This is a genomic window from Pseudomonas sp. RIT409 (genome assembly GCF_003052515.2).
Taxonomy (GTDB): domain Bacteria; phylum Pseudomonadota; class Gammaproteobacteria; order Pseudomonadales; family Pseudomonadaceae; genus Aquipseudomonas.
On the sequence record NZ_QARE02000001.1, the window covers coordinates 511387 to 532045 of the forward strand.

Consider the following 20659-nt stretch of genomic DNA (forward strand, 5'->3'; position numbering starts at 1 on the left):
GGAGTTTCCCGCATCATTCAGGCCATTCGAGTCCCAAGCGATAAGGATCGTCATGCGTAAAACAAATAAAGTCATTTCCACCTTGTTCACTGCAGGGCTATTTGCCACTATTCACACGACCCAAGCAGCGACAAAGAGCCTGGTGTTTTGTTCTGAAGGCAGTCCCGCCGGATTTGATATCGCGCAATATACCTCCGGCACCGATAATGATGCCGCCGAGCCCATTTACAATCGCCTTGTCGAATTCGAGCGCGGCCAGACCCAAGTGGTGCCTGCATTGGCCACCCGCTGGGAGGTCTCTGCGGACGGACTGACTTACACCTTTCATCTGAGGGAGGGCGTGAAATTCCATAGCAGCAAGACGTTCACGCCAACACGGGATTTAAATGCCGACGACGTGCTCTTTACTTTCAATCGAATGTTGAATAAAGAGCACCCCTTCCGCGTTGCCTATCCTACAGAATTCCCCTACTTCACCAGCATGGGTCTGGACAAGAACATCAAGGCGGTCGAAAAAACCGACGCTATGACCGTGGCATTTACACTCAATCATGTCGACGCTGCCTTTATTCAAAACATTGCCATGAACTTCGCGTCGATTCTGTCGGCCGAATATGCTGCCAAACTAATGGCATCCGGTAATGTTCGCGATATCAATCAAGCGCCCATCGGCACCGGCCCCTTCGTCTTTCAGCGTTATCAGAAAGATTCGCAGATTCGCTACTCCGCCAATAAACAGTTCTGGGATCCGGCACGTGTAAAAGTCGATCAACTGATTTTCGCGATCAATACCGATGCTTCGGTGCGCGTGCAGAAACTCAAGAAGAACGAATGTCAGGTCACCTCCAACCCGCGCCCGGCGGATGTCGAGGCCTTGAAAGCCGACCCACAGCTACGGGTCATTCAGAAACCTGGCTTCAACCTCGGCTACATCGCCTATAACGTGCGCCATGCGCCGCTGGACAAGCTGCAAGTGCGTCAGGCACTGGACATGGCCGTGGACAAGAAAGCGATCATCGATGCGGTGTATCAGGGTGCGGGTCAACTGGCTCAGAACGCCATGCCACCGACCCAGTGGTCCTACGATGAAACCGTCAAGGATGCACCTTACAACCCCGACAAGGCCCGTGAGCTCCTGCGCGCTGCCGGCGTCAAGGAAGGGACCGAATTGACCCTGTGGGCCATGCCCGTCCAGCGCCCTTACAACCCCAACGCCAAGCTGATGGCGCAGATGCTTCAAGCAGACTGGGCCAAGGTCGGCATCAAGGCGACCATCGTCAGTTACGAATGGGGCGAATACCTCAAGCGCTCGAAGAACGGCGAGCACGACATCTCGCTGATTGGCTGGACCGGGGACAACGGTGACCCGGACAACTGGCTCGGCACGCTGTACAGCTGCGCGTCCATTGGCGGCAACAACTACTCGATGTGGTGCGATGAAAAATACGATGCGCTGATCAAAGCGGCCATCGCCACAGCCGACAAAGACCAGCGCATCGGCCTGTACAAAGAGGCGCAGCACTATCTCAAACAACAGGTTCCGATCACGCCCGTGGCCCACTCGACCGTCAGCCAGCCCCTGAGGGCCAGCGTCAAGGGCTTCGAAGTCAGCCCGTTCGGCCGCAACAATTTCTCCGGCGTCACCCTCGCCGACTAAACGAAACCGTGCCACCGATGACCTTCATCGTGGCATTGCTTTAGCCGCAATCCGCGGAGCGAGCGAAAAATGGCCCAAAAGGCTGCGACACCAAAGCCGGTCAACCCATAAAAGCCGGCCTCTATAAAAGCTGTATTCGGGAGCTATAAGACGTGAAAAAAGCCAGCACTGCTGTATTCGCCTTCTCCGCCCTCGCCTTGAGCGTGGCGGCCCAGGCAGAGCCGACCAGTCAGGAATTCGTTCCAACGACCTTGGCGCCTTCCAATCTGCAGAGTGAAGCCAAGGGCTTTCTGGAAGATATGAAAATCACTGGTTCAACCAGGAACTGGTACTCCAACGAGTTGCTGCGCCGCGGCGCGACTTGGTCGCGTAGCGAAAACGGCGTTGTCGTCGATCGCGATCCTCGCCGCATCAACTGGGTGCAAGGCACCATCGTCGACTTCAGCTCGGGTTTCACCCAGGGCACGGTAGGGTTTGCCTCTGAAGTGGCGGTCTATAACGCGGTGGCGCTGGACCGAGACAAAGACGATGTCATGGGTGGCGGCAACCGCACCCTGACTGAAAACAACGGCGACCCGGTCGGCCAATGGAGCAAGTTGGGCCTGGCCAACGTCAAGGCACGCATCTCCAACACCACGCTGACCGCCGGCCGCCAGTCGCTCAACACCCCGGTTCTGGCCTACATCGGTAACCGTGCACTGCCTTCCAGCTTCGAAGGCGTGAGCATCGACAGCAAAGAATTCAACAACCTGTCGTTCACCGCTGGCAGCTTCGACCGCGTATCCCCGCGCTCCGAACAGAGCCTGACCAAATTCCGCTCCGAGTACACGGCCAACGCCAACGTCGAAGCCGACCGTGTGGACATCGCCGGTGTCGACTACACGCCATTCAAGAGCCTGACCACCAACTTCTACGTCTCGAACGTCGAGGACTTCTGGCACCAGTACTATTTCGCGTTCCTGCACGAAATGGGTGACACCGACGTCCTGGGGCTGTCCACCAACCTGAACTACTACAAGACCAAAGATTCGGGCCAGAAGAAAATGGGCCCGATCGACAACGACACCTACTCCCTGTCGTTGACCGCGACCCACAAGGCGCACAGCTTCAGCATTTCCTATCAGGAAGTGGAAGGCGACACCTACTTCGACTACATCCACGACAGCAACGCCATCTTCCTGGCCAACTCCCTGCTCTCGGACTTCAACGGCCCGAACGAGAAGTCGGTCCAGTTGAGCTACCTGTTGAACATGGCTGACTACGGTGTACCTGGGTTGAAATTCAACATTTACCAGGCACGCGGCTTCGACATCGACGGCACGCATTACAAGGGCACTGCATACGATGTCCGCAGCATGGATGGCGAGACCCACTACGAATACGGCGTCGGCGCAACTTACACCGTACAGAACGGCCCACTGAAAGCCTCGACCATGCGCGGTACGTACACCACGCACCGTGCGAGCGAATTCCAGGCAGATGGCAACATCAACGAGTTCCGCCTGGTCACCACGATCCCGTTCAACATCCTGTAATCACTGACCCGTGGATGGTTTCGGACCCCGGTTCCAAAAAAACCGAGTGGTCCGATACCCCACTCATACATGGCTTCATCACTTGCGGAGGGCGTTCACTTGAAATCGACATTCAAACTCGCAACATTGCGCAACGCAGTCGCACTGGCGCTAGGACTGACACTGCTCAGCACAGCCGTCGGCGTCTCAGCCAAACCTCTGGTGGTCTGCACCGAAGCCAGCCCGGAAGGGTTCGATACGGCGTTGTATACCACCGCTGTCACGGCAGACGCTGCGGCGGAAACCATTTACAACCGACTGGTGGACTTCAAGCCTGGCACCACCGACATCGAGCCAGCACTGGCGGAGTCCTGGGAGATCAGCGACGACGGTATTCATTACACGTTCCACCTGCGCAAGGGTGTCAAATTCCACACCACCGACTATTTCAAACCCACGCGTGACATGAACGCGGACGATGTGGTCTGGAGCTTCCAGCGCCAACTGGACCCTAATCACCCGTGGCATAAACAGTCCACCGTCGGTTTCCCTTATTTCGAGAGCATGGGTTTCAAGGAACTGCTCAAGAGCGTCGAAAAAGTGGACGACAATACGGTCACCTTTACGCTGACCCGCCGTGAAGCACCGTTTCTCGCTGACGTGGCGATGGCGTTCGCTTCCATCTACTCGGCCGAGTACGCCGACCAACTGCTCAAGAGCAACAAGCTCGACGGTTTGAACAGCCAGCCGATCGGCACCGGGCCCTTCATCTTCCAGCGTTACGCAAAAGACGCTCAGGTGCGCTTCAAGGCCAACCCGGAGTATTTCCGTGGCAAGCCGCCGGCCGACACGCTGGTCCTGGCGATCGCCACTGACAACAACGTCCGTCTGCAGAAGCTCAAGGCCAACGAATGCCAGGTCGCGCTGTATCCCAAGCCCGACGACATCCCAAGCATCAAGAAAGACCCGAACCTGAAGGTCGACGAATTGAACGCGATGACCACGGCGTACATCGCAATGAACACCACCCACAAATACATGAGCGACGTGCGGGTGCGCAAAGCCATCGACATCGCCTTCGACAAAGAGGCCTACGTCAACGCGCTGTTCGGCAAAGGCAATGCCACTGTGGGCGTCAACCCTTATCCGGACACCCTGCTGGGCTATAACAAGCAGTTGAAAAACCCGGCGCACGATCTGGACAAGGCACGCGCCTTGCTCAAGGAAGCAGGCGTACCGGAGGGCACCACGTTTACCCTGTTCACCCGCAACGGTGGCGGACCGACCAACCCCAACCCGATGCTGGGGGCGCAAATGATGCAAGCCGATTTGGCAAAAGTCGGCATTAAGTTAGATATACGCGTCATGGAATGGGGCGAAATGCTCAAACGGGCGAAAAACGGCGAACACGACATGGTGTCGGCGGGCTGGGCAGGTGACAATGGCGACCCTGATAACTTCCTGACGCCGAACCTCAGCTGTGAAGCCGCCAAAAACGGTGAAAACTACGCACGCTGGTGCAATGAGAAGTTCCAGGCACTGATCGATCAGGCACGGGAAAAAACCGACCCGGCCGAACGCGCTGCGCTGTATGAGCAGGCACAGGTGATCTTCAACCAGGATCAGCCGTGGATCAGCATGGCGCACACAAAAATGTTCACCGCCATGCGCAAAAACGTAGAGGGCTACCAAATCAGCCCTCTGACTACCAATAACTTCGCTACCACCCAAGTGAAGTAGAAGAAGAATCCGGCGGGCCTACAGGCATTGTTCAGAACGTTTTGACGCGAAGGTGAGGCAAAGCGAAAACAGTCGAGGAAGCGGAGTTTACGAATTGTAAATGAGCAGTCCGAAGCGGCTTTCAATGCAGCATCACCGAGTGTCAGGACGTTTTGACCCGTCGGCATACGCCTAACCGGCAGATGAGGTACACGAGAAGATGTTTAGTTTTATCGCCCGCCGAGTGGGGTTGCTCATACCCACCTTCTTCGGCATTACCTTGCTGACGTTCGCACTGATTCGCCTGATTCCGGGTGACCCGGTCGAAGTCATGATGGGGGAACGCCGGGTCGATCCGGAAATGCACGCCCAAGCCATGGAACGTCTTGGCCTGAACAAACCCTTGTATGCGCAGTACCTCGATTACGTCGGCAAGCTCGCCCACGGCGACCTCGGCGAATCGCTGCGCACGCGTACCAGCGTGTGGACCGAATTCACTTCGCTGTTTCCGGCGACTCTGGAACTGTCGATTGCGGCGCTGATCTTCGCTGGCATCATCGGGCTGCTGGCGGGCGTCATCGCCGCCTTGCGACGAGGATCCCTGTTCGACCACGGCGTCATGGGGGTCTCACTGGCGGGCTATTCGATGCCGATCTTCTGGTGGGGCCTGATTCTGATCATGTTCTTCTCGGTGTCCCTGGGCTGGACCCCGGTCTCGGGACGGATTGACCTGTTGTACGACATTCCTCCCAAAACCGGCTTCATGCTGATCGATACCCTGCTCAGCGATGAGGAAGGCTCATTCATGGACGCCTTGCGCCATCTGATCCTGCCTGCCATCGTGCTCGGCACCATTCCGCTGGCGGTGATCGCTCGGATGACGCGCTCCTCGATGCTCGAAGTGTTGCGTGAAGACTATGTGCGCACCGCTCGCGCCAAAGGGCTCTCGCCAGCCCGCGTGGTGTTCGTCCACGGCCTGCGCAACGCGCTGATTCCGGTCCTGACCGTGTTCGGCCTGCAAGTGGGCACCCTGCTCGCCGGCGCCGTGCTGACCGAAACGATTTTCTCCTGGCCGGGCATCGGCAAATGGCTGATCGAAGCCATCGGCGCCCGTGACTATCCCGTCGTGCAAAACGGCATCCTGTTAATCGCCTGCCTGGTGATTCTGGTGAACTTCGTGGTGGACATCCTCTACGGCTTCGCCAACCCACGCATTCGTCACCAGCGCTGAGATCACGACCATGAACACACCCGCTCCCGTAACGGCAGTCGATCAAAGCCTGCTGTACCCCTCTGTCTACAAAGAGTTCTGGCAGCATTTCGCCAAGAACAAAGGCGCTGTCGCCGGCCTGGCCTTCATGGCCTTGATCGTCTTCTGCGCCATCTTCGCCCCATGGGTCGCGCCCCATGATCCAAGCGAGCAATACCGCGACTTCCTGCTGACTCCGCCGGTCTGGCTGGAGGGCGGCCAATGGCAGTTCATCCTCGGCACCGACGAACTGGGACGCGACTTGCTGTCGCGCCTGATTCAAGGCTCGCGGCTGTCGTTGCTGATCGGTCTTTCGTCGGTGGTAATGTCGCTGATTCCCGGCATCCTCATGGGTCTGCTGGCCGGTTTCTTCCCCAAGATTCTCGGTCCGACCATCATGCGCCTGATGGACATCATGCTGGCCTTGCCATCGCTGCTGCTGGCCGTGGCCATCGTCGCCATCCTTGGCCCAGGCCTGATCAACACGGTGATCGCCATCGCCATCGTGTCGCTGCCGTCCTATGTGCGGCTGACCCGTGCAGCGGTGATGGGTGAGCTGAACCGCGACTACGTGACCGCGGCCCGTCTGGCCGGTGCCACACTGCCGCGCCTGATGTTCATTACCGTGCTGCCGAACTGCATGGCACCGCTGATCGTTCAGGCCACCTTGAGCTTTTCTTCGGCGATTCTCGACGCCGCGGCGCTGGGCTTTCTCGGCCTGGGCGTCCAGCCGCCAACGCCTGAGTGGGGCACTATGCTCGCTTCGGCCCGCGATTACATCGAACGCGCCTGGTGGGTCGTGAGCCTTCCGGGGCTGACCATTTTGCTCAGCGTGCTGGCAATCAACCTGATGGGCGACGGCCTGCGCGATGCGCTGGACCCGAAACTCAAGAACGCCGCCTGAGGACGCCAGAATGTCATTGTTAGAAATCAAGAATCTGAACGTGCGCTTCGGCGACGCCAACGCCACCCCGGTGGTCGACGGCCTGAGCCTGAGCGTGGACAAAGGCGAAGTGTTGGCCATCGTGGGCGAGTCCGGCTCGGGGAAATCCGTGACCATGATGGCGCTGATGGGTCTGATCGATCACCCCGGCATCGTGACCGCCGATGCCCTGAGCTTCGACGGCAAGGACATGCTCAAGCTGTCCCCGCGCCAGCGTCGCCAGATCGTGGGCAAGGACCTGTCGATGGTCTTCCAGGACCCGATGACCGCCCTGAACCCGAGCTACACCGTGGGGTTCCAGATCAAGGAAGTCCTGCGTCAACACTTGGGTCTGAAAGGCAAAGCCGCTCATCAACGCGCGCTGGAACTGCTGCAAAAAGTAGAAATTCCCGGCGCAGCCCAACGGCTGGAAGCCTATCCGCACCAACTGTCTGGCGGGATGAGCCAACGCGTGGCTATCGCCATGGCCATCGCCGGTGAGCCGAAGCTGCTGATCGCCGACGAACCGACCACGGCCCTCGACGTGACCATTCAGGCGCAAATCATGGACCTGCTGCTGGCCCTGCAAAAAGAGCAGGATATGGCGCTGGTGCTCATTACCCATGACTTGGCTGTGGTGGCCGAAACCGCGCAACGGGTGTGCGTGATGTACGCGGGACAGGCGGTTGAAGTCGGTCAGGTGCCCGCGCTGTTCGACGTCCCGGCGCACCCATACAGCGAGGCGCTGCTGGCCGCGATTCCCGAACACAGCATGGGCGCCGAACGTCTGGCGACCCTGCCCGGCATCGTCCCAGGCCGCTATGACCGTCCGAGTGGCTGCCTGCTGTCGCCGCGCTGCCCGTACGTCCAAGACAAATGCCGTCAACAGCGCCCGACACTGGACCCACAGGTCCACGGTCTGGTGCGTTGCTTCTACCCGCTGAATCAGGAGGTGGCGTGATGAGCGAGATCGTACTGACCGCCCGTGACCTCACCCGTCACTACGATGTATCCCAAGGCTTGTTCAAACCCCACGCGACCGTACGCGCCCTCAACGGGGTATCGTTCGAACTGGAAGCGGGCAAGACGCTGGCGGTGGTCGGTGAATCCGGCTGCGGCAAATCCACCCTCGCCCGCGCCCTGACGCTGATTGAAGAGCCGTCTTCCGGCTCGTTGAAAATCGCAGGCCAGGAAGTGGCGGGTGCCACCAAGGCGCAACGCAAGCAACTGCGCAAAGACGTGCAGATGGTGTTCCAAAGCCCATATGCCTCGCTCAACCCCCGGCAGAAGATCGGTGACCAACTGGCCGAACCGCTGCTGATCAACACCGGCCTGTCGGCGGCTGAACGTCGTGAGAAAGTGCAGGCGATGATCAAGCAAGTGGGTCTGCGCCCAGAGCACTATCAGCGCTATCCGCACATGTTCTCCGGTGGTCAGCGTCAACGTATCGCGCTGGCGCGCGCCATGATGCTGCAACCGAAAGTGTTGGTGGCGGACGAACCGACCTCTGCACTGGATGTGTCGATTCAGGCGCAGGTGCTGAACCTGTTCATGGACATGCAGCAGGAATTCAACACCGGCTACGTGTTCATCTCCCACAACCTGGCGGTGGTACGTCACGTCGCCGACAGTGTGCTGGTGATGTACCTGGGTCGCCCTGCGGAAATGGGGCCGAAGGAAGAAATCTACAGCCGCCCGCTGCATCCATACACTCAGGCGCTGCTGTCGGCGACCCCGGCGATTCACCCGGACCCGCTGAAGCCGAAGATCAAGATCGTCGGCGAGCTTCCCAACCCGCTCAACCCGCCCTCAGGTTGCGCGTTCCACAAGCGCTGCCCGTACGCGACCGAGCGTTGCAGCACCGAAGTCCCTGAGCTACGGCCGGTCGATAACCGTCAAGTGGCCTGCCACTACGCTGAGCAGTTCGTGGCTTAAGAGGGTAATGATCGTGCCCACGCTCCGCGTCACCGCCAAAACGGACGCGGATCGCCCAGAGCGGCATTACCACGCGGAGCGTGGGAACGATCAATCGGACTTACCGCCTACCCTTAGCAGTCCGGCTTGTCGGCGGCGATCACCCAGACGTCACCGTCGGCAAGCCGGACTGCTACGGGGCCAGCAACATCAGTACACGTCGCGGCGATAGCGCCCTTGCTCAATCAGGCGTTGCACGACGTGTTCGCCCAACACTGCTTTCAACACCTCATCCACGCCGCCAGCCATCCCTTCCAGACTGCCGCAGATGTAAATCGCTGCGCCTTCATTGATCCAGACACGCAATTCATCTGCCGCTTCGCGCAACCGATCCTGGACATAGACCTTCTGCGCCTGATCACGGGAGAACGCCAGGTCCATTCGCGCCAGATCACCGGACGCCAACCAGTTATTCAGCTCATCGCCGCAATGGAAATCGTGAGCCACGTTTCGCTCGCCAAACAGTAGCCAGTTACGCGGTTCGCCTTGGGCGATACGCGCCTTGAGCAAGCTGCGCAGCCCCGCCAGCCCGGTGCCGTTACCGATCAGAATCAGCGGCGCAGGCTCACTTGCCAGATGGAAACTGCTGTTGCGACGAATGCGCAGGCTAATCGTATCGCCTACTGCCGCATGCTCGGTCAACCAGCCAGACCCCAGGCCCAGGCTGCCGTCCGGGTGCACTTCCTGTCGCACGATCAGTTGCAGCGTGCCGTCTTCGGGAATCGATGCAATCGAGTATTCACGCATGGCCAATGGCACCAGCGCATCCACCAGCGCTTGCGCATGCAAGCCCACCAAGTGGCTACGGTTGGCAGGTAACTGACGGCCGCCCAACGCTTGCGCAAGCGTTTCATGCAGACCATCGACCTTGACCTGTGTATCCGCAGCAATGCCCAGCCCGGCGAGGAACTGCTCGACGGCAAACATCCCATTACGCGGCAACACTTCGATCAAGTCCCCCGCCTGCCATCGGGTGTCGGAAGCTGAAATCAGGCCCAGCAAAAACACCTTCGAGCCCATGCTGTCGGGGTTCAACCAATCTCGCTGGGACAGCACCCAATTCTCGTATTCCGGCGCTTTCCAAGGGCTGGCTGGCGTCGAACCAGTCAGTTCACCCAACTGTTGCTGCCAGTGTTGAAGCGCGGCACTGTCCCCACTGTCCACTTCCACTGGCGCGAACAGCGTGCTTGCGCCACGCTCGGCCAACCAGTCGTGCAACCTGCGGGCGAATCCACAGAACTGCGTGTATTGACGGTCACCCAGGCCCAGAACCGCGTAGTTGAGGTGCTGCAGCGACACCGCCCGTCCTAGCAGCCGGCGCTCGAACCCTCGTGCACTGTCGGGTGCTTCGCCATCGCCGAACGTACTGACGACAAACAGCGCATGCTCGCTCTGTTGAAGTTCATGCTCCGTCATGTCGGCCAATCGTTGCACCCGCACGGGCAAACCGGCGGCCTGCAATTGCCCTGCGGTCTGCCACGCCAATTGCTCGGCGAACCCACTCTGACTGGCAAAACCGATCAACCACGCAGGCCCTTGAGTGCCGGAGGTGCTGGAACCGGCTTGACCGACTTCACCACGGGCCGTGCGAATCTCGCGCTTCTTGCGACGACGATCCAGGTACAGCAACCACCCGGTGATGAAGAACAACGGCATCAGGATGGCCGCAAGGGTTACCACGATACGACCGGTGATGCCCCAGTAGCTGCCAGTGTGCAGCGCGTAGTTGCTGATCAACAGTTGCGCCCCATAACCCTTGTCGGCGTAGCGTGAGATGGCCTTGAGATTGCCATCGGCCGGGTCGAGGGTGATCTGGTTCAGCGCGCGAGGGTGCGGTGCGTCGTTCAGGAGGTAGAACACCGTTGCCATTTGACCGGCTGCCTGAGGCAGGCGCAGGTTATAAGCTTTCAGCCCCGGCCCGGCCGTTTTCTCGATGGTGTTCTGGATGGCGGCGTAATCGACGACCACGGGCTGCTCCGGCGCCGCGTCGCGAGTGCCTGCAGCCGGGCGCGGGCCTGGGCCACGGCGTTGTTCGCCCGCGACCGGCGGATCTCCGATCAGTTTGTTCATGCCGTTGCTGAACCAGTCGTAGGACCACATCAGCCCCGTGCCAGCCAGCAGCAGATACACGATGAGGCACCAGGTCCCGAATACCGAATGCAGATCCCAATTGAAACTCCGGCCCTTCTTGGCCCAGTCCAGTGTCAACCAGACACGCCAGTTCAGTGCCTGCCTTGGCCAGCGCAGATAGAGCCCGGACAGGCAGAAGAACACCAGGATCAGGGTACAGGCGGCGGTGACCTGCTTGCCGTACTCACCCGCCGCAAGGAAACGGTGCAGGTTGAGGATGAAGCCAAACACGTCCTGGCCTGTCGCGTCCGGCTTGAACTCACCGGTGTAGGGGTCGAAATTGTGCATCTCGCCGCGGCGCTCGCCCGGTGCAGGCTTGAACCAGACTTGAGCGGCCCGGTCCCCGGCGACTTCGATGCGGAACATGGCCACCTTGTCCTGGCCCTGTGCTTCGAGTCGGCTGACCATTTCGCCGAGCGACAGTTGATGCTCACCAGGTTGGACGAACAGCGCCTCAGGGTTGAGCGCGTCCAGGATTTCGTCCTCGAAAGAGTACAACGCACCCGTGATGCCCATCAGGGCCAGCACCAGGCCCGCTGTTATCCCGAAGAACCAATGCAGTTGAAACAGGACTTTCTTCAACACCCTCATGACCTCGATAACCCGCTGCTGCGCGCATTATGCGCATAAACGGATGCATTCTCATCCGTATCTGATTCTTTATTGGGAGCTGCTGCGCCCATTGCGCCATAACCCGCTTCGCAAACGGGCTCATACCACCCTGCGCGCCTCATGCACAAAAGCCCCACTCGCCCGAAGGCAGGTGGGGCTTTGCGCTCTCACTTGATGGTCAGAAGTGGAAGTTCGCACTCATCAGTGCGGTACGGCCGGCGGCCATGTGGGCGTAGTGCGTGGTGAAGACCTGATCGTAGTAACGCTTGTCGGTCAGGTTTTGCACGTTCAATTGCAGGTCTACGTTCTTGGTCAGGGCATAGGTGGCCATCGCGTCGTAGCGCCAGTACGACGGTACTTCCACGGAGTTCGCTTCGTTGCCGAAGCGAGAATCCACGAACGTGGCACCACCGCCGACCGTCAGCTTGGGCATCAACTCGTAGGTCGACCAAAAGTTGAACGTGTTACGTGGCGTGCTCGGCATGTGGTTGCCTTCATCGGCAGCGTTGCTGGCCTTGACGATTTCGCTTTCCATATAGGTGTACCCGCCGTACACCTTCCACTTGCTGGTGAGGTTGCCGCTGTACGTCAACTCGAGGCCATCGACCCGCTGCTCGCCATCGAGCACCTGGAAAGTGGCGTTGTCAGGGTCAGTGATCCGCGCATTGGTTTTCTCGGTGCGGAACAGGGCCGCCGTCAGCGACAGGTTGTCATCGAAGAAGTCCCACTTGGTGCCGATCTCGTAGTTGCGGTTCTTTTCCGGATCGAGGTCGGTGTTGTTGGCCGCAAGCTCCAGGCCACCGTTGCCGCTCGTCTCCCCTGACGGGTTGCTGGAAGTCGACCAGGCGGCGTAGATGCTCCCGTTCGGCAATGGCTTGTAGGTCAGCCCGACTTGGTAGTTCCACAGTTGGCTGGTGTTCTCGCGCTTGAACGGCCCGGCGACCGAACCACGGCCCCCCGTGCTGTAACCGCTGGATTCGACATCGTAGTCGTCGTAACGCAGGCCAAGGTTCAACGACCACTGTTCATTGAATTTGAGCGTATCGAATACGTAGGCCGCGCTGGTCTTGGTATCGGTATCGGTGTAGGCCAGGCTGTCGGTGATGGTCCCGTTCCAGGCATCTTTCGGTGTCGGATCGTAAAGGCTGGTGCAGTCGCCTGAACGAATCAGCGCTGCGTTACAGGTCGAGCCGATGGTTCCGCCGCTGGCCGACAGGACGTTGTAGGCCCGGTTGTGCGTGTCTTGGTAGGAAAATTCGACACCGGTGACCAGGCTGTGCTCGACGAACCCAGTGTTGAACTTCGCTTGCAGGTCCGTCTGGTTGATGAAACCGCTGGAGGTCGAGTTGCGGCTTTTCGCCGAGCGAGACACCAGGCCACGGGCGACGTTGCCACGGCTGTCATCGGGGTTGGTGACGATGTAGTCCAGCGTCGACCGGGACATGCGGAAGCTGTTGGACAGGGTCAGGTTTTCGTTCAGGTCGTGCTCGATCCGGAACGTGCCGCTGTCGTTGACGCTCTTGCGGTAGTCACGATCGGTCAGGCCATAGAAATTGTTTTCATTGACGTGAGCCGGCTTGTCGACCACGTATTTGCTCCGCCCCGGTGTGTTGGTCAGCGGGATGCCATAGTCGGGCATGTCATCGGTCGACAGGTGGTAATAGTCGACTTTGACGCGGGTGTCGGTGCCCAGCCCGAAAGCGAAGGACGGCGCAAAGCCCCAGCGGCTGACGTCCACGTCGTTGCGACCGGCCACATTGGCGTCATGCTTCATCAAGTTCAGGCGAACGGCGGAGGTGTCGGTCATCTGCTTGTTCAGGTCCAGCGTATAACGCTGAGTCTGATCGGAGCCGAAGGTGTAGCCACCGTTGTAGGCGTCGCCCAAATGAGCGCCCTTGGTGATCAGGTTCAGGCTGCCGCCGGTGGAACCGGCACCGGTGAACGCAGAGCCGGGGCCTTTGCTGACCTCGACCGACTCGACATTGAAAATTTCACGGTTCTGCGCGGCGATGTCGCGCATGCCGTCGATGAACACATCGCTTTCGGCGTTGAAGCCACGGATGATCGGACGGTCGGCGTTCGGGTTTCCCCCCTCTCCCGCACCGAAGGTGATTCCCGGCGTGGTCCGCAATGCATCGGCAAGGCTGGTCGCCGCGGTGTCACGGATCACTTGCTGCGGAATGACGGTGACACTCTTCGGTGTCTCGCGCAAAGGGGCCGTGTATTTTTTCGAAGCCGACTCTTCGGTTCGATAGGTCGTGTCGGCGCGCTCGCCATCAATGGTGGTGGCGCCGATGTTCAGCGCGGTGTCCGAAGACGTGTCTGCTGCCTGCGCCGCATGGGCCGCTGACATCGCGGCAATGGCGACCCCGACGGCACCCGCGATGGAGCGCTGGGCAAAAACGGATGATGGTTGTGATGAGCGCGACATTTTCCTTCCCCAAGGAACGTTTGAGGTCGCGGAATATAGATGGGAATCATTTGTATTCGCAGAAAACTTACATTCTTTACATTTTTCGGGTTCCACTTCTTGCCCGTCTCATCCGTGCCGGTGCGCACCAGGTTTTACACAGGCAATAAGAATCACTAACATTCGCTACCTTTTCCGCTGCCGAGTGGCCACGCCATGCTCTTACACATTCCCGGTTTGTTCACCCGCGAGGAAGTGCTGCGTATCAGGGAGGCACTGGAGCGGACCGAGTGGGCGGACGGCAGAATCACGGCCGGCCATCAGTCGGCCAAGGCCAAGCACAATCTGCAGTTGCCCGAAGGTCACCCCCTTGCAGCCGAGATAGGCACCGCATTGCTGGAGCGTTTGTGGCAGAACCCGCTGTTCATGTCCGCCGCGCTGCCGCACAAGGTATTCCCCCCGTTGGTGAACTGTTACACCGGAGGCGGCAGTTTCGATTTCCACATCGATAACGCCGTGCGCCAGGCCAGAGGCGGCGTCGAACGCGTGCGCACCGACCTGTCATCGACGCTGTTTTTCAGCGACCCAGATGACTACGACGGCGGTGAACTGGTCATTCAAGATACCTTCGGCACGCGCTCGATCAAGCTGCCGGCCGGCGACATGCTGCTTTACCCTTCCACCAGCCTGCACAAGGTCAACCCAGTGACGCGCGGCGCTCGCTATGCGTCGTTTTTCTGGACCCAAAGCCTGGTGCGTGACGACGGTCATCGCACGCTGCTTTTCGAAATGGACACGGCGATCCAGCAACTGACCCGCGATGTGCCCGAGCACCCGGCGCTGATTCAGCTCACCGGCACGTATCACAACCTGTTGCGACAGTGGGTAGAGGTCTGACCGGTGAACTGGACGCTGCGACGCGAAGATGTACTGGACGGCGAGCACCTGCGGGCCATGCTCAATGACAATCCGGCGAGCGCGGCACGAGCCATTCTGATCGCGGCGCAGCAAAACATAGTCGACGCTCAAGCACTGCTTGGCCAGATTCTGCTGGATGGCAGTGGCATCGAGCAGGACGCGGCGCTGGCACTGACCTGGTTTGAGATCGCCGCGCGCAACGGCCACGCCATGGCCTCCAACATGGCCGGACGTTGCCATGAGCACGGCTGGGGTTGCAAGCCCGACGCTGCCAGGGCCGCCGAACACTATCGACGCGCTGCCGAGGCCGGGCTCGACTGGGGGTTCTACAATTACGGCAATCTGCTCGCCACGGGGCGAGGCGTGAACAAGGACCAGGCTCGCGCACTGGCCTGCTATCGCAAAGCAGCGCATCTGGGCCACGCAAAGTCCATGAACATTCTGGGCCGTTATCTGGAACAGGGGTTGTGCTGCGAGCGAGACCTGTCGGGCGCTCATGAGTGGTATCGGCGCTCCGCGGAAGGAGGAGACTTCCGCGGGCAATTCAGCCATGCGGGCGTACTTGCCGATCAAGGGCGCATCACACAAGCCATTCACTGGTTCGAAGCCGCTCTGCATGTTGGCAACCTCAATTTTTTGCGGGTCAGCCGCAAGGCACTCCTGGACGCCTCTCACCCGGACATTCGCTCACTGGCCCTGGCTTACCATCAGCGCGCAGCGCAGTTGGGTAATGATGAGGATATCGCCGAATACCAGCGGATCATCCGCTCACGCCGTTGATCAACGAGCAAACCTCCCTTTTTCGCCAGTCGACTGCACATCTTCGTTCAGGATTAGATGAGCGCATATTTCACCACCTCTTACATACACTTAAAATACAAAGACTTAGCATTACGTAAAAAATAGTATTGGAAAGTTCCTACAGCTAAAGTTCGCATTTCCACTTTGACGCCTTCAGCCTAGATACCTAATCTTCCCTCCCGTGCAGCGCAGTTTTAAAAGGACGCCGCGCGTGCACTTTCACAGGCAATTAATTACATATCATTAAAGGATTAATGATCATGCCTCAAAGCATTAAATCTTTACCCGAGAGTGCCGCCACTGATCCGGCACTGTTGTTTCACTCTTCCGTTGGTGAAGAAAGCGACACCACGCGCAGTGGTGGTTTGATTCTGACGAAAGATCAAATCAAGCATCTAAAACACTATGAAATCAAAGGGCTGGCGCTTCCCACGCAACTCGATGACGTGATTGCCTACCTCGGGTATGAGACCGGGGCCGGCCGAGGACTCGAAGCAGTCGACTTTCAAGGCTCATTTACCCTCATCCATGATCATGCCAGTTTATGGAACCCATTGAGGACGGACTTGCTGACCGTTAGTGACAAACTCGTCGTGTTTGCAGGTTTAATGCAAGTCTACGGCGACAGCATGATGGAAGTGTTTGATGATGTCCGAGCGCTGGGCCTGGTCGAAAAATACGATATCAAAACCCTCGAAGAGCTGCGCAAGGTTGAACTGCAACTCGGCCATCGATTCCCAGGCATCGAACAAGCTGACCGAGAGGATCTTGGATATTTCCTGAACCGAATTCTGGAGAAGGTCCGCGAACGAGAGTCTGAGGCGAATGCCATCAAAAACCGCCTGGATGACTTCGGAAAACAACTGGCCAATCGCGTGGCGCCGGAAATAAAACTGCGATTGGCTTGCATTGACAATAACGCGCTGAACACTGAAATCGCGGCATTGCAAAAGAAAATCGATGAGCGCGCCACCGCCATCGAGGAAAAGAACAAAGAGTACAAACAACTGGTCAAGGAAGCGATCGGAAGTGTAGCCGCGGGCGGCTTGATCTTGATGATCTACACCAGCGTGCAAGCTGAAAAAGTGCGCAAGGAACGCAATAAATTGCGGAGTGAGCAACAAGCCGATATTGCCTTCATGGAACAGAAAAATCGGATTCTGGCGTCGCTGGGCCGGGTACGCATGGATTTGCAAGACCTTGACCTGATCGTGATCGATGCGGATATCGCCACCAAGAACCTGATTACCGTCTGGAACAAGCTTGCCACTTTCATTGCCGAGTCCAGCATGCAGGTCAACGGAATCCATGACGGGCTGTCCATGCGCCGCTTCAAGAACCAATTCAACCTCGTGGTCACGCCGTGGGCGACTATCGAAGTCGATGCCAAAAAATTACTGAACGTGTTTGCAGAAGCAGACCGTGAATTCAGAGCCGAATACGGAGTTTAAAATGAACAGCATTACTTACCTGCCCGCCAGCATCGAGTATCCGGCATTGGACGCCGTCACGCTTCGCCTATCTTCGAATGGCGCACGCGATGCCACCGTTACCGTTAAACATCTTTTCCTTCAGACCGACTACTTGCCCACCCTTCACAATAATGTGGTTCGGGTCGACACAGCCATACGCGAAGCGCATTTCAAAGCACGGGAGGTCGTGCTGGAGTTGAATACCAAGATCGGTATCAATGTACCGGTGCTCAGGGAGTATCAACAGGAGTTGCAGGATGCTAATGGTGTGGACGAAGCTGAAATTCGCGAGGACATCCAACATCAGCTCGATAAAATCCTGGCTGCAGTGGCTAAGGGGGGCGCCGTGCTTGGTCGCCTGCACTCGCCCTTGACAGCGTCACCTGTCCCCGACGCCACGGAACAATACATGTCGCAATTGGCAGCGGATCAGGAGCGCCTGCCGGCTGAAATCCAGGAGATCAAGCAACGACAAGCGAATCTGGAACAGAAGCGGCAGACGCTGACCGAAGCCATGGCGCTGATCGAGTCCAAAAGTTTCGCTCAGGTCGGCAAAGAGACGATGCTGGACGCCAAGGCAATTTCGCAGTTGGCCATGGCGACGCCAGAGGTTGCAGTCCTGGATCAAGCGATTGAACTGGCCCGACAAACCATGGAGAAAATCGAGTCGCTGGTGAATTACCTGGGGCTGATGGAAGCACGCAACACCATTCGCAGACAAATTACCGGTTTAGTGAACGATATCGCGGCCAAACAAAGTGAGCTCCGCCTGACGGTGCTCAAAGGTGACCTGATCAACGCCAGCCTTGGATTTGAAACCCACCGTGTTCGGTTCGTCGGCGAACTGGAAAAAATCATCGTGTCCGTTGACACCTTTCTTGCGGCATACAACAAAATCAGCACAGCGGACAGCAGCCAGGTGGCGCAATTCGGCGTGGACGCCGAAGCGCTGGCCAAGCATTTGTACGTGATGGGCTGATGTTCTGACAAACGAATACCGGAACGACAACTGTCGTTCTGGTATCCCCTTATCGAGACACTGTATGACCATCACTTCTATCAGCCAGACTCAACTGGACGATATTGACGCCTGCATGGTGTACCTCGCTACGCTGAACGCGAAACTCAGGGACTTCAGTTTCCACCTCGAATCGGGCTCGAATTACCGAGTCAAACGGGCCGTTGTGTTGCCGGTAAGAAAACTGGAAAGACTCAACACTTCATGGAACATGAAGGCAAGCCCGGGGCTGTTCAGGCACATGCGAGATTTTGTGCAGGAGGGATTGGATTTTCTCAACTATTTGGTCGAGCAAAGTGCAATAACAGGCGGCTCCCGTACCGAGGCTGCAGCCCACAGATGGAACAATATTCCCTCGCCCCCCCTTCCTTTGCCCCAATATGCCAGTGGGTCCATGGACAACTGCCTGGCGTGGCTGGAGCACCATAGGCATTGGGTCTGGCAGCTTGCAGAGATAAGTCAATTCGCCCTGTCGACCTACCAAGGCATGCGAACCACCCTCTACAGCAGCCTGACGCGGGTGATCGACTTCATGTCGCTTAATCGGCAACTGGCTGTTTTGAACAATCCGGCGCATCAGGGCATTGCACGAGCAGCCGCAATTGAAGCAGAAGCGCGTCGGCATTACGCATTTGCCATGAGCGGCATTGCCGATTTTCTCGTAATGAACCAGCGCATTACCCTCCTGCTCAATCAGGCCCATAAGTCGTTCAATGTTCTCGACGGCCAAAGTAGCGTAATCAGAGCGGTCGCCCATCTCCGGCTGATCATGATTGAACTTGAACAAGCACGTCGCCATTGTGATGAGGTCGCCAGCCTTCGAGGCTAGATCGAACCCAATAAAAAAGCCCGCGATCAATCGCGGGCTCCTCGGTACCTCGATCCGTCTCAGATGTAGAAAGACTTCAACGGCGGGAAGCCATTGAACTCAACAGCGCTGTAGCTGGTGGTGTAGGCACCTGTGGAGAGCCAGTACAGGCGATCACCGATGGCCAGGTTCAGCGGCAAGCCGTATTTGTAATTTTCGTACATGATATCGGCGCTGTCGCAGGTTGGGCCGGCGATGACCACTTCTTCGACCTCACCCTTCTTCTCAGTCCAGATCGGAAACTTGATGGCTTCGTCCATGGTTTCGATCAGGCCAGAGAACTTGCCCACATCGGTGTAAACCCAACGCTCGACGGCGGTGCGGGATTTGCGGGCGACCAGCACCACTTCACTGACCAGGATACCGGCGTTGGCGATCAACGAACGGCCCGGTTCCAGAATGATTTCCGGCAGGTCATCGCCGAAGTCTTCTTTCAGGAAGCGAATGATTTCTTCCGCGTAGGTTTCCAGGCTGTTGGTACGGGTGATGTAGTTGGCCGGGAAGCCGCCACCCATGTTGATCAGCTTCAGTTCGATGCCGTCTTCTTCTTTCAGACGCTCGAAGATCACCTTCACTTTGGCAATCGCGGCGTCCCATACGCTGATGTCGCGCTGTTGCGAACCGACGTGGAAGGAGATCCCATAAGGCACCAGGCCCAGGTCACGCGCCAGGATCAGCAGGTCCATGGCCATGTCGGTCTGGCAACCGAACTTGCGTGACAGTGGCCAGTCGGCAGTGGTCGAGCCTTCTGTCAGGATGCGTACGTAGACTTTCGAGCCCGGCGCGGCCTTGGCGATGTTGCGCAGGTCGGCTTCGGAGTCGGTCGCGTACAGGCGCACACCCTTGTCGTAGAAGTAACGGATGTCCTTGGATTTCTTGATGGTGTTGCCGTAGCTGATGCGTTCCGGGCCAACGCCGCGGCCCAGCACTTTGTCCAGCTCATAGATCGAGGCGATGTCGAAGCTCGACCCTTTCTCTTTGAGCAGGTCGATGATTTCGACGGCCGGGTTGGCCTTGACTGCGTAGTAAACCTTGGCGAATTCGAAACCGGCGCGCAGGTCATCGTAGGCCTGGGCGATCATCGCGGTATCGATGAGCACGAACGGGGTTTCTTGCTTGTCGGCGAACGCCTTCATTTTGGCGAAGGTGTTTTTCTCGAAATAGTCTTCGACCTGAATCGACATGCGGCGGGTACTCCTGTTGGCAAACGGATTAAAACAATGGGTGCGAGCCTCGAGCTCATGAACGTCCTCCGTATCCCCACTTTGGTTCGCCTACTTCCCAAGGCCGTTGACCGAAAGCAAAAAGGCCATCCGGTGGTGCACCCCCGGTGGCCTTGCTGTCTCGTCGTCAGTACTTGAGCCGGATGGATCGTTTCCAGCATGGACGTTCGGC

Annotated in this window: 15 protein-coding genes; 12 read left to right on the forward strand and 3 right to left on the reverse strand. The window is 58.2% G+C overall.

What is annotated here, in order from left to right; all coding sequences use genetic code 11:
* The first annotated feature begins 52 nt into the window (after positions 1 to 52).
* The 7 genes from DBP26_RS02275 (at position 53) to DBP26_RS02305 (ending at position 8996) form a co-directional block, all read left to right on the forward strand.
* The gene (locus DBP26_RS02275; protein WP_108235979.1) at positions 53 to 1657 is read left to right on the forward strand and encodes an ABC transporter substrate-binding protein; all 1605 of its coding nucleotides are present in this window, start codon (positions 53 to 55) and stop codon (positions 1655 to 1657) included.
* Between the two features lie 152 nt (positions 1658 to 1809).
* Positions 1810 to 3192 (forward strand): OprD family porin, encoded by a 1383-nt coding sequence (locus tag DBP26_RS02280; RefSeq protein WP_108235980.1) that lies wholly within the window; start codon positions 1810 to 1812, stop codon positions 3190 to 3192.
* A 99-nt stretch (positions 3193 to 3291) separates the two neighbouring features.
* Entirely contained in the window at positions 3292 to 4911 is a 1620-nt protein-coding gene (locus DBP26_RS02285) for an ABC transporter substrate-binding protein (protein WP_256600336.1), read from the forward strand.
* 199 nt (positions 4912 to 5110) lie between these two features.
* Positions 5111 to 6121, forward strand: a complete 1011-nt coding sequence (locus DBP26_RS02290) for an ABC transporter permease subunit (protein ID WP_108235982.1) — start codon at positions 5111 to 5113, stop codon at positions 6119 to 6121.
* Between the two features lie 10 nt (positions 6122 to 6131).
* Entirely contained in the window at positions 6132 to 7043 is a 912-nt protein-coding gene (locus DBP26_RS02295) for an ABC transporter permease subunit (RefSeq protein ID WP_108235983.1), read from the forward strand.
* Between the two features lie 10 nt (positions 7044 to 7053).
* Complete coding sequence (locus tag DBP26_RS02300; protein ID WP_108235984.1) at positions 7054 to 8022, forward strand: ABC transporter ATP-binding protein; 969 nt, start codon at positions 7054 to 7056, stop codon at positions 8020 to 8022.
* Positions 8022 to 8996, forward strand: coding sequence for a peptide ABC transporter ATP-binding protein (locus DBP26_RS02305; RefSeq protein WP_108235985.1), 975 nt, complete (start codon positions 8022 to 8024; stop codon positions 8994 to 8996). The genes DBP26_RS02300 and DBP26_RS02305 overlap by 1 nt, the downstream gene beginning before the upstream one ends.
* Before the next feature lie 189 nt (positions 8997 to 9185).
* On the opposite strand, the gene DBP26_RS02310 is transcribed toward DBP26_RS02305, so the two are convergent.
* Together DBP26_RS02310 and DBP26_RS02315 are read right to left on the reverse strand one after the other, a co-directional pair.
* On the reverse strand, positions 9186 to 11747 hold the full coding sequence (locus DBP26_RS02310) for a sulfite reductase flavoprotein subunit alpha (RefSeq protein ID WP_108236045.1): 2562 nt from the start codon (positions 11745 to 11747) through the stop codon (positions 9186 to 9188).
* Between the two features lie 208 nt (positions 11748 to 11955).
* A complete protein-coding gene (locus DBP26_RS02315; RefSeq protein WP_108235986.1) occupies positions 11956 to 14208 on the reverse strand; it encodes a TonB-dependent siderophore receptor in 2253 nt (750 codons plus the stop codon).
* A 195-nt stretch (positions 14209 to 14403) separates the two neighbouring features.
* Between DBP26_RS02315 and DBP26_RS02320 the strand changes: the two genes are divergently transcribed.
* The 5 genes from DBP26_RS02320 to DBP26_RS02340 all read left to right on the forward strand — a co-directional run bounded on the left by DBP26_RS02320 (position 14404) and on the right by DBP26_RS02340 (position 19225).
* Complete coding sequence (locus tag DBP26_RS02320) at positions 14404 to 15084, forward strand: Fe2+-dependent dioxygenase (RefSeq protein WP_108235987.1); 681 nt, start codon at positions 14404 to 14406, stop codon at positions 15082 to 15084.
* A 3-nt stretch (positions 15085 to 15087) separates the two neighbouring features.
* On the forward strand, positions 15088 to 15885 hold the full coding sequence (locus tag DBP26_RS02325; protein ID WP_108235988.1) for a tetratricopeptide repeat protein: 798 nt from the start codon (positions 15088 to 15090) through the stop codon (positions 15883 to 15885).
* 281 nt (positions 15886 to 16166) lie between these two features.
* A complete protein-coding gene (locus DBP26_RS02330) occupies positions 16167 to 17357 on the forward strand; it encodes an alpha-xenorhabdolysin family binary toxin subunit A (RefSeq protein WP_158541386.1) in 1191 nt (396 codons plus the stop codon).
* A 1-nt stretch (position 17358) separates the two neighbouring features.
* Positions 17359 to 18357 (forward strand): alpha-xenorhabdolysin family binary toxin subunit B, encoded by a 999-nt coding sequence (locus DBP26_RS02335; protein WP_108235989.1) that lies wholly within the window; start codon positions 17359 to 17361, stop codon positions 18355 to 18357.
* Positions 18358 to 18421: 64 nt separating this feature from the next.
* On the forward strand, positions 18422 to 19225 hold the full coding sequence (locus DBP26_RS02340) for a hypothetical protein (RefSeq protein ID WP_108235990.1): 804 nt from the start codon (positions 18422 to 18424) through the stop codon (positions 19223 to 19225).
* Between the two features lie 59 nt (positions 19226 to 19284).
* Here the strand turns inward: DBP26_RS02340 and DBP26_RS02345 are convergent, their stop codons facing one another.
* Positions 19285 to 20448: a type III PLP-dependent enzyme gene (locus DBP26_RS02345; protein WP_108235991.1), complete on the reverse strand. Its 1164-nt coding sequence runs from the start codon at positions 20446 to 20448 to the stop codon at positions 19285 to 19287.
* Positions 20449 to 20659: the final 211 nt, after the last annotated feature.

Coding starts and splice junctions, on each gene's coding strand:
- DBP26_RS02305 (WP_108235985.1), top strand. CDS start 8,022: ATGAGCGAGATCGTACTGACCGCCCGTGACCTCACCCGTCACTACGAT.
- DBP26_RS02335 (WP_108235989.1), top strand. CDS start 17,359: ATGAACAGCATTACTTACCTGCCCGCCAGCATCGAGTATCCGGCATTG.
- DBP26_RS02345 (WP_108235991.1), bottom strand. CDS start 20,448: ATGTCGATTCAGGTCGAAGACTATTTCGAGAAAAACACCTTCGCCAAA.
- DBP26_RS02300 (WP_108235984.1), top strand. CDS start 7,054: ATGTCATTGTTAGAAATCAAGAATCTGAACGTGCGCTTCGGCGACGCC.
- DBP26_RS02315 (WP_108235986.1), bottom strand. CDS start 14,208: ATGTCGCGCTCATCACAACCATCATCCGTTTTTGCCCAGCGCTCCATC.
- DBP26_RS02330 (WP_158541386.1), top strand. CDS start 16,167: ATGCCTCAAAGCATTAAATCTTTACCCGAGAGTGCCGCCACTGATCCG.
- DBP26_RS02320 (WP_108235987.1), top strand. CDS start 14,404: ATGCTCTTACACATTCCCGGTTTGTTCACCCGCGAGGAAGTGCTGCGT.
- DBP26_RS02340 (WP_108235990.1), top strand. CDS start 18,422: ATGACCATCACTTCTATCAGCCAGACTCAACTGGACGATATTGACGCC.
- DBP26_RS02295 (WP_108235983.1), top strand. CDS start 6,132: ATGAACACACCCGCTCCCGTAACGGCAGTCGATCAAAGCCTGCTGTAC.
- DBP26_RS02275 (WP_108235979.1), top strand. CDS start 53: ATGCGTAAAACAAATAAAGTCATTTCCACCTTGTTCACTGCAGGGCTA.
- DBP26_RS02290 (WP_108235982.1), top strand. CDS start 5,111: ATGTTTAGTTTTATCGCCCGCCGAGTGGGGTTGCTCATACCCACCTTC.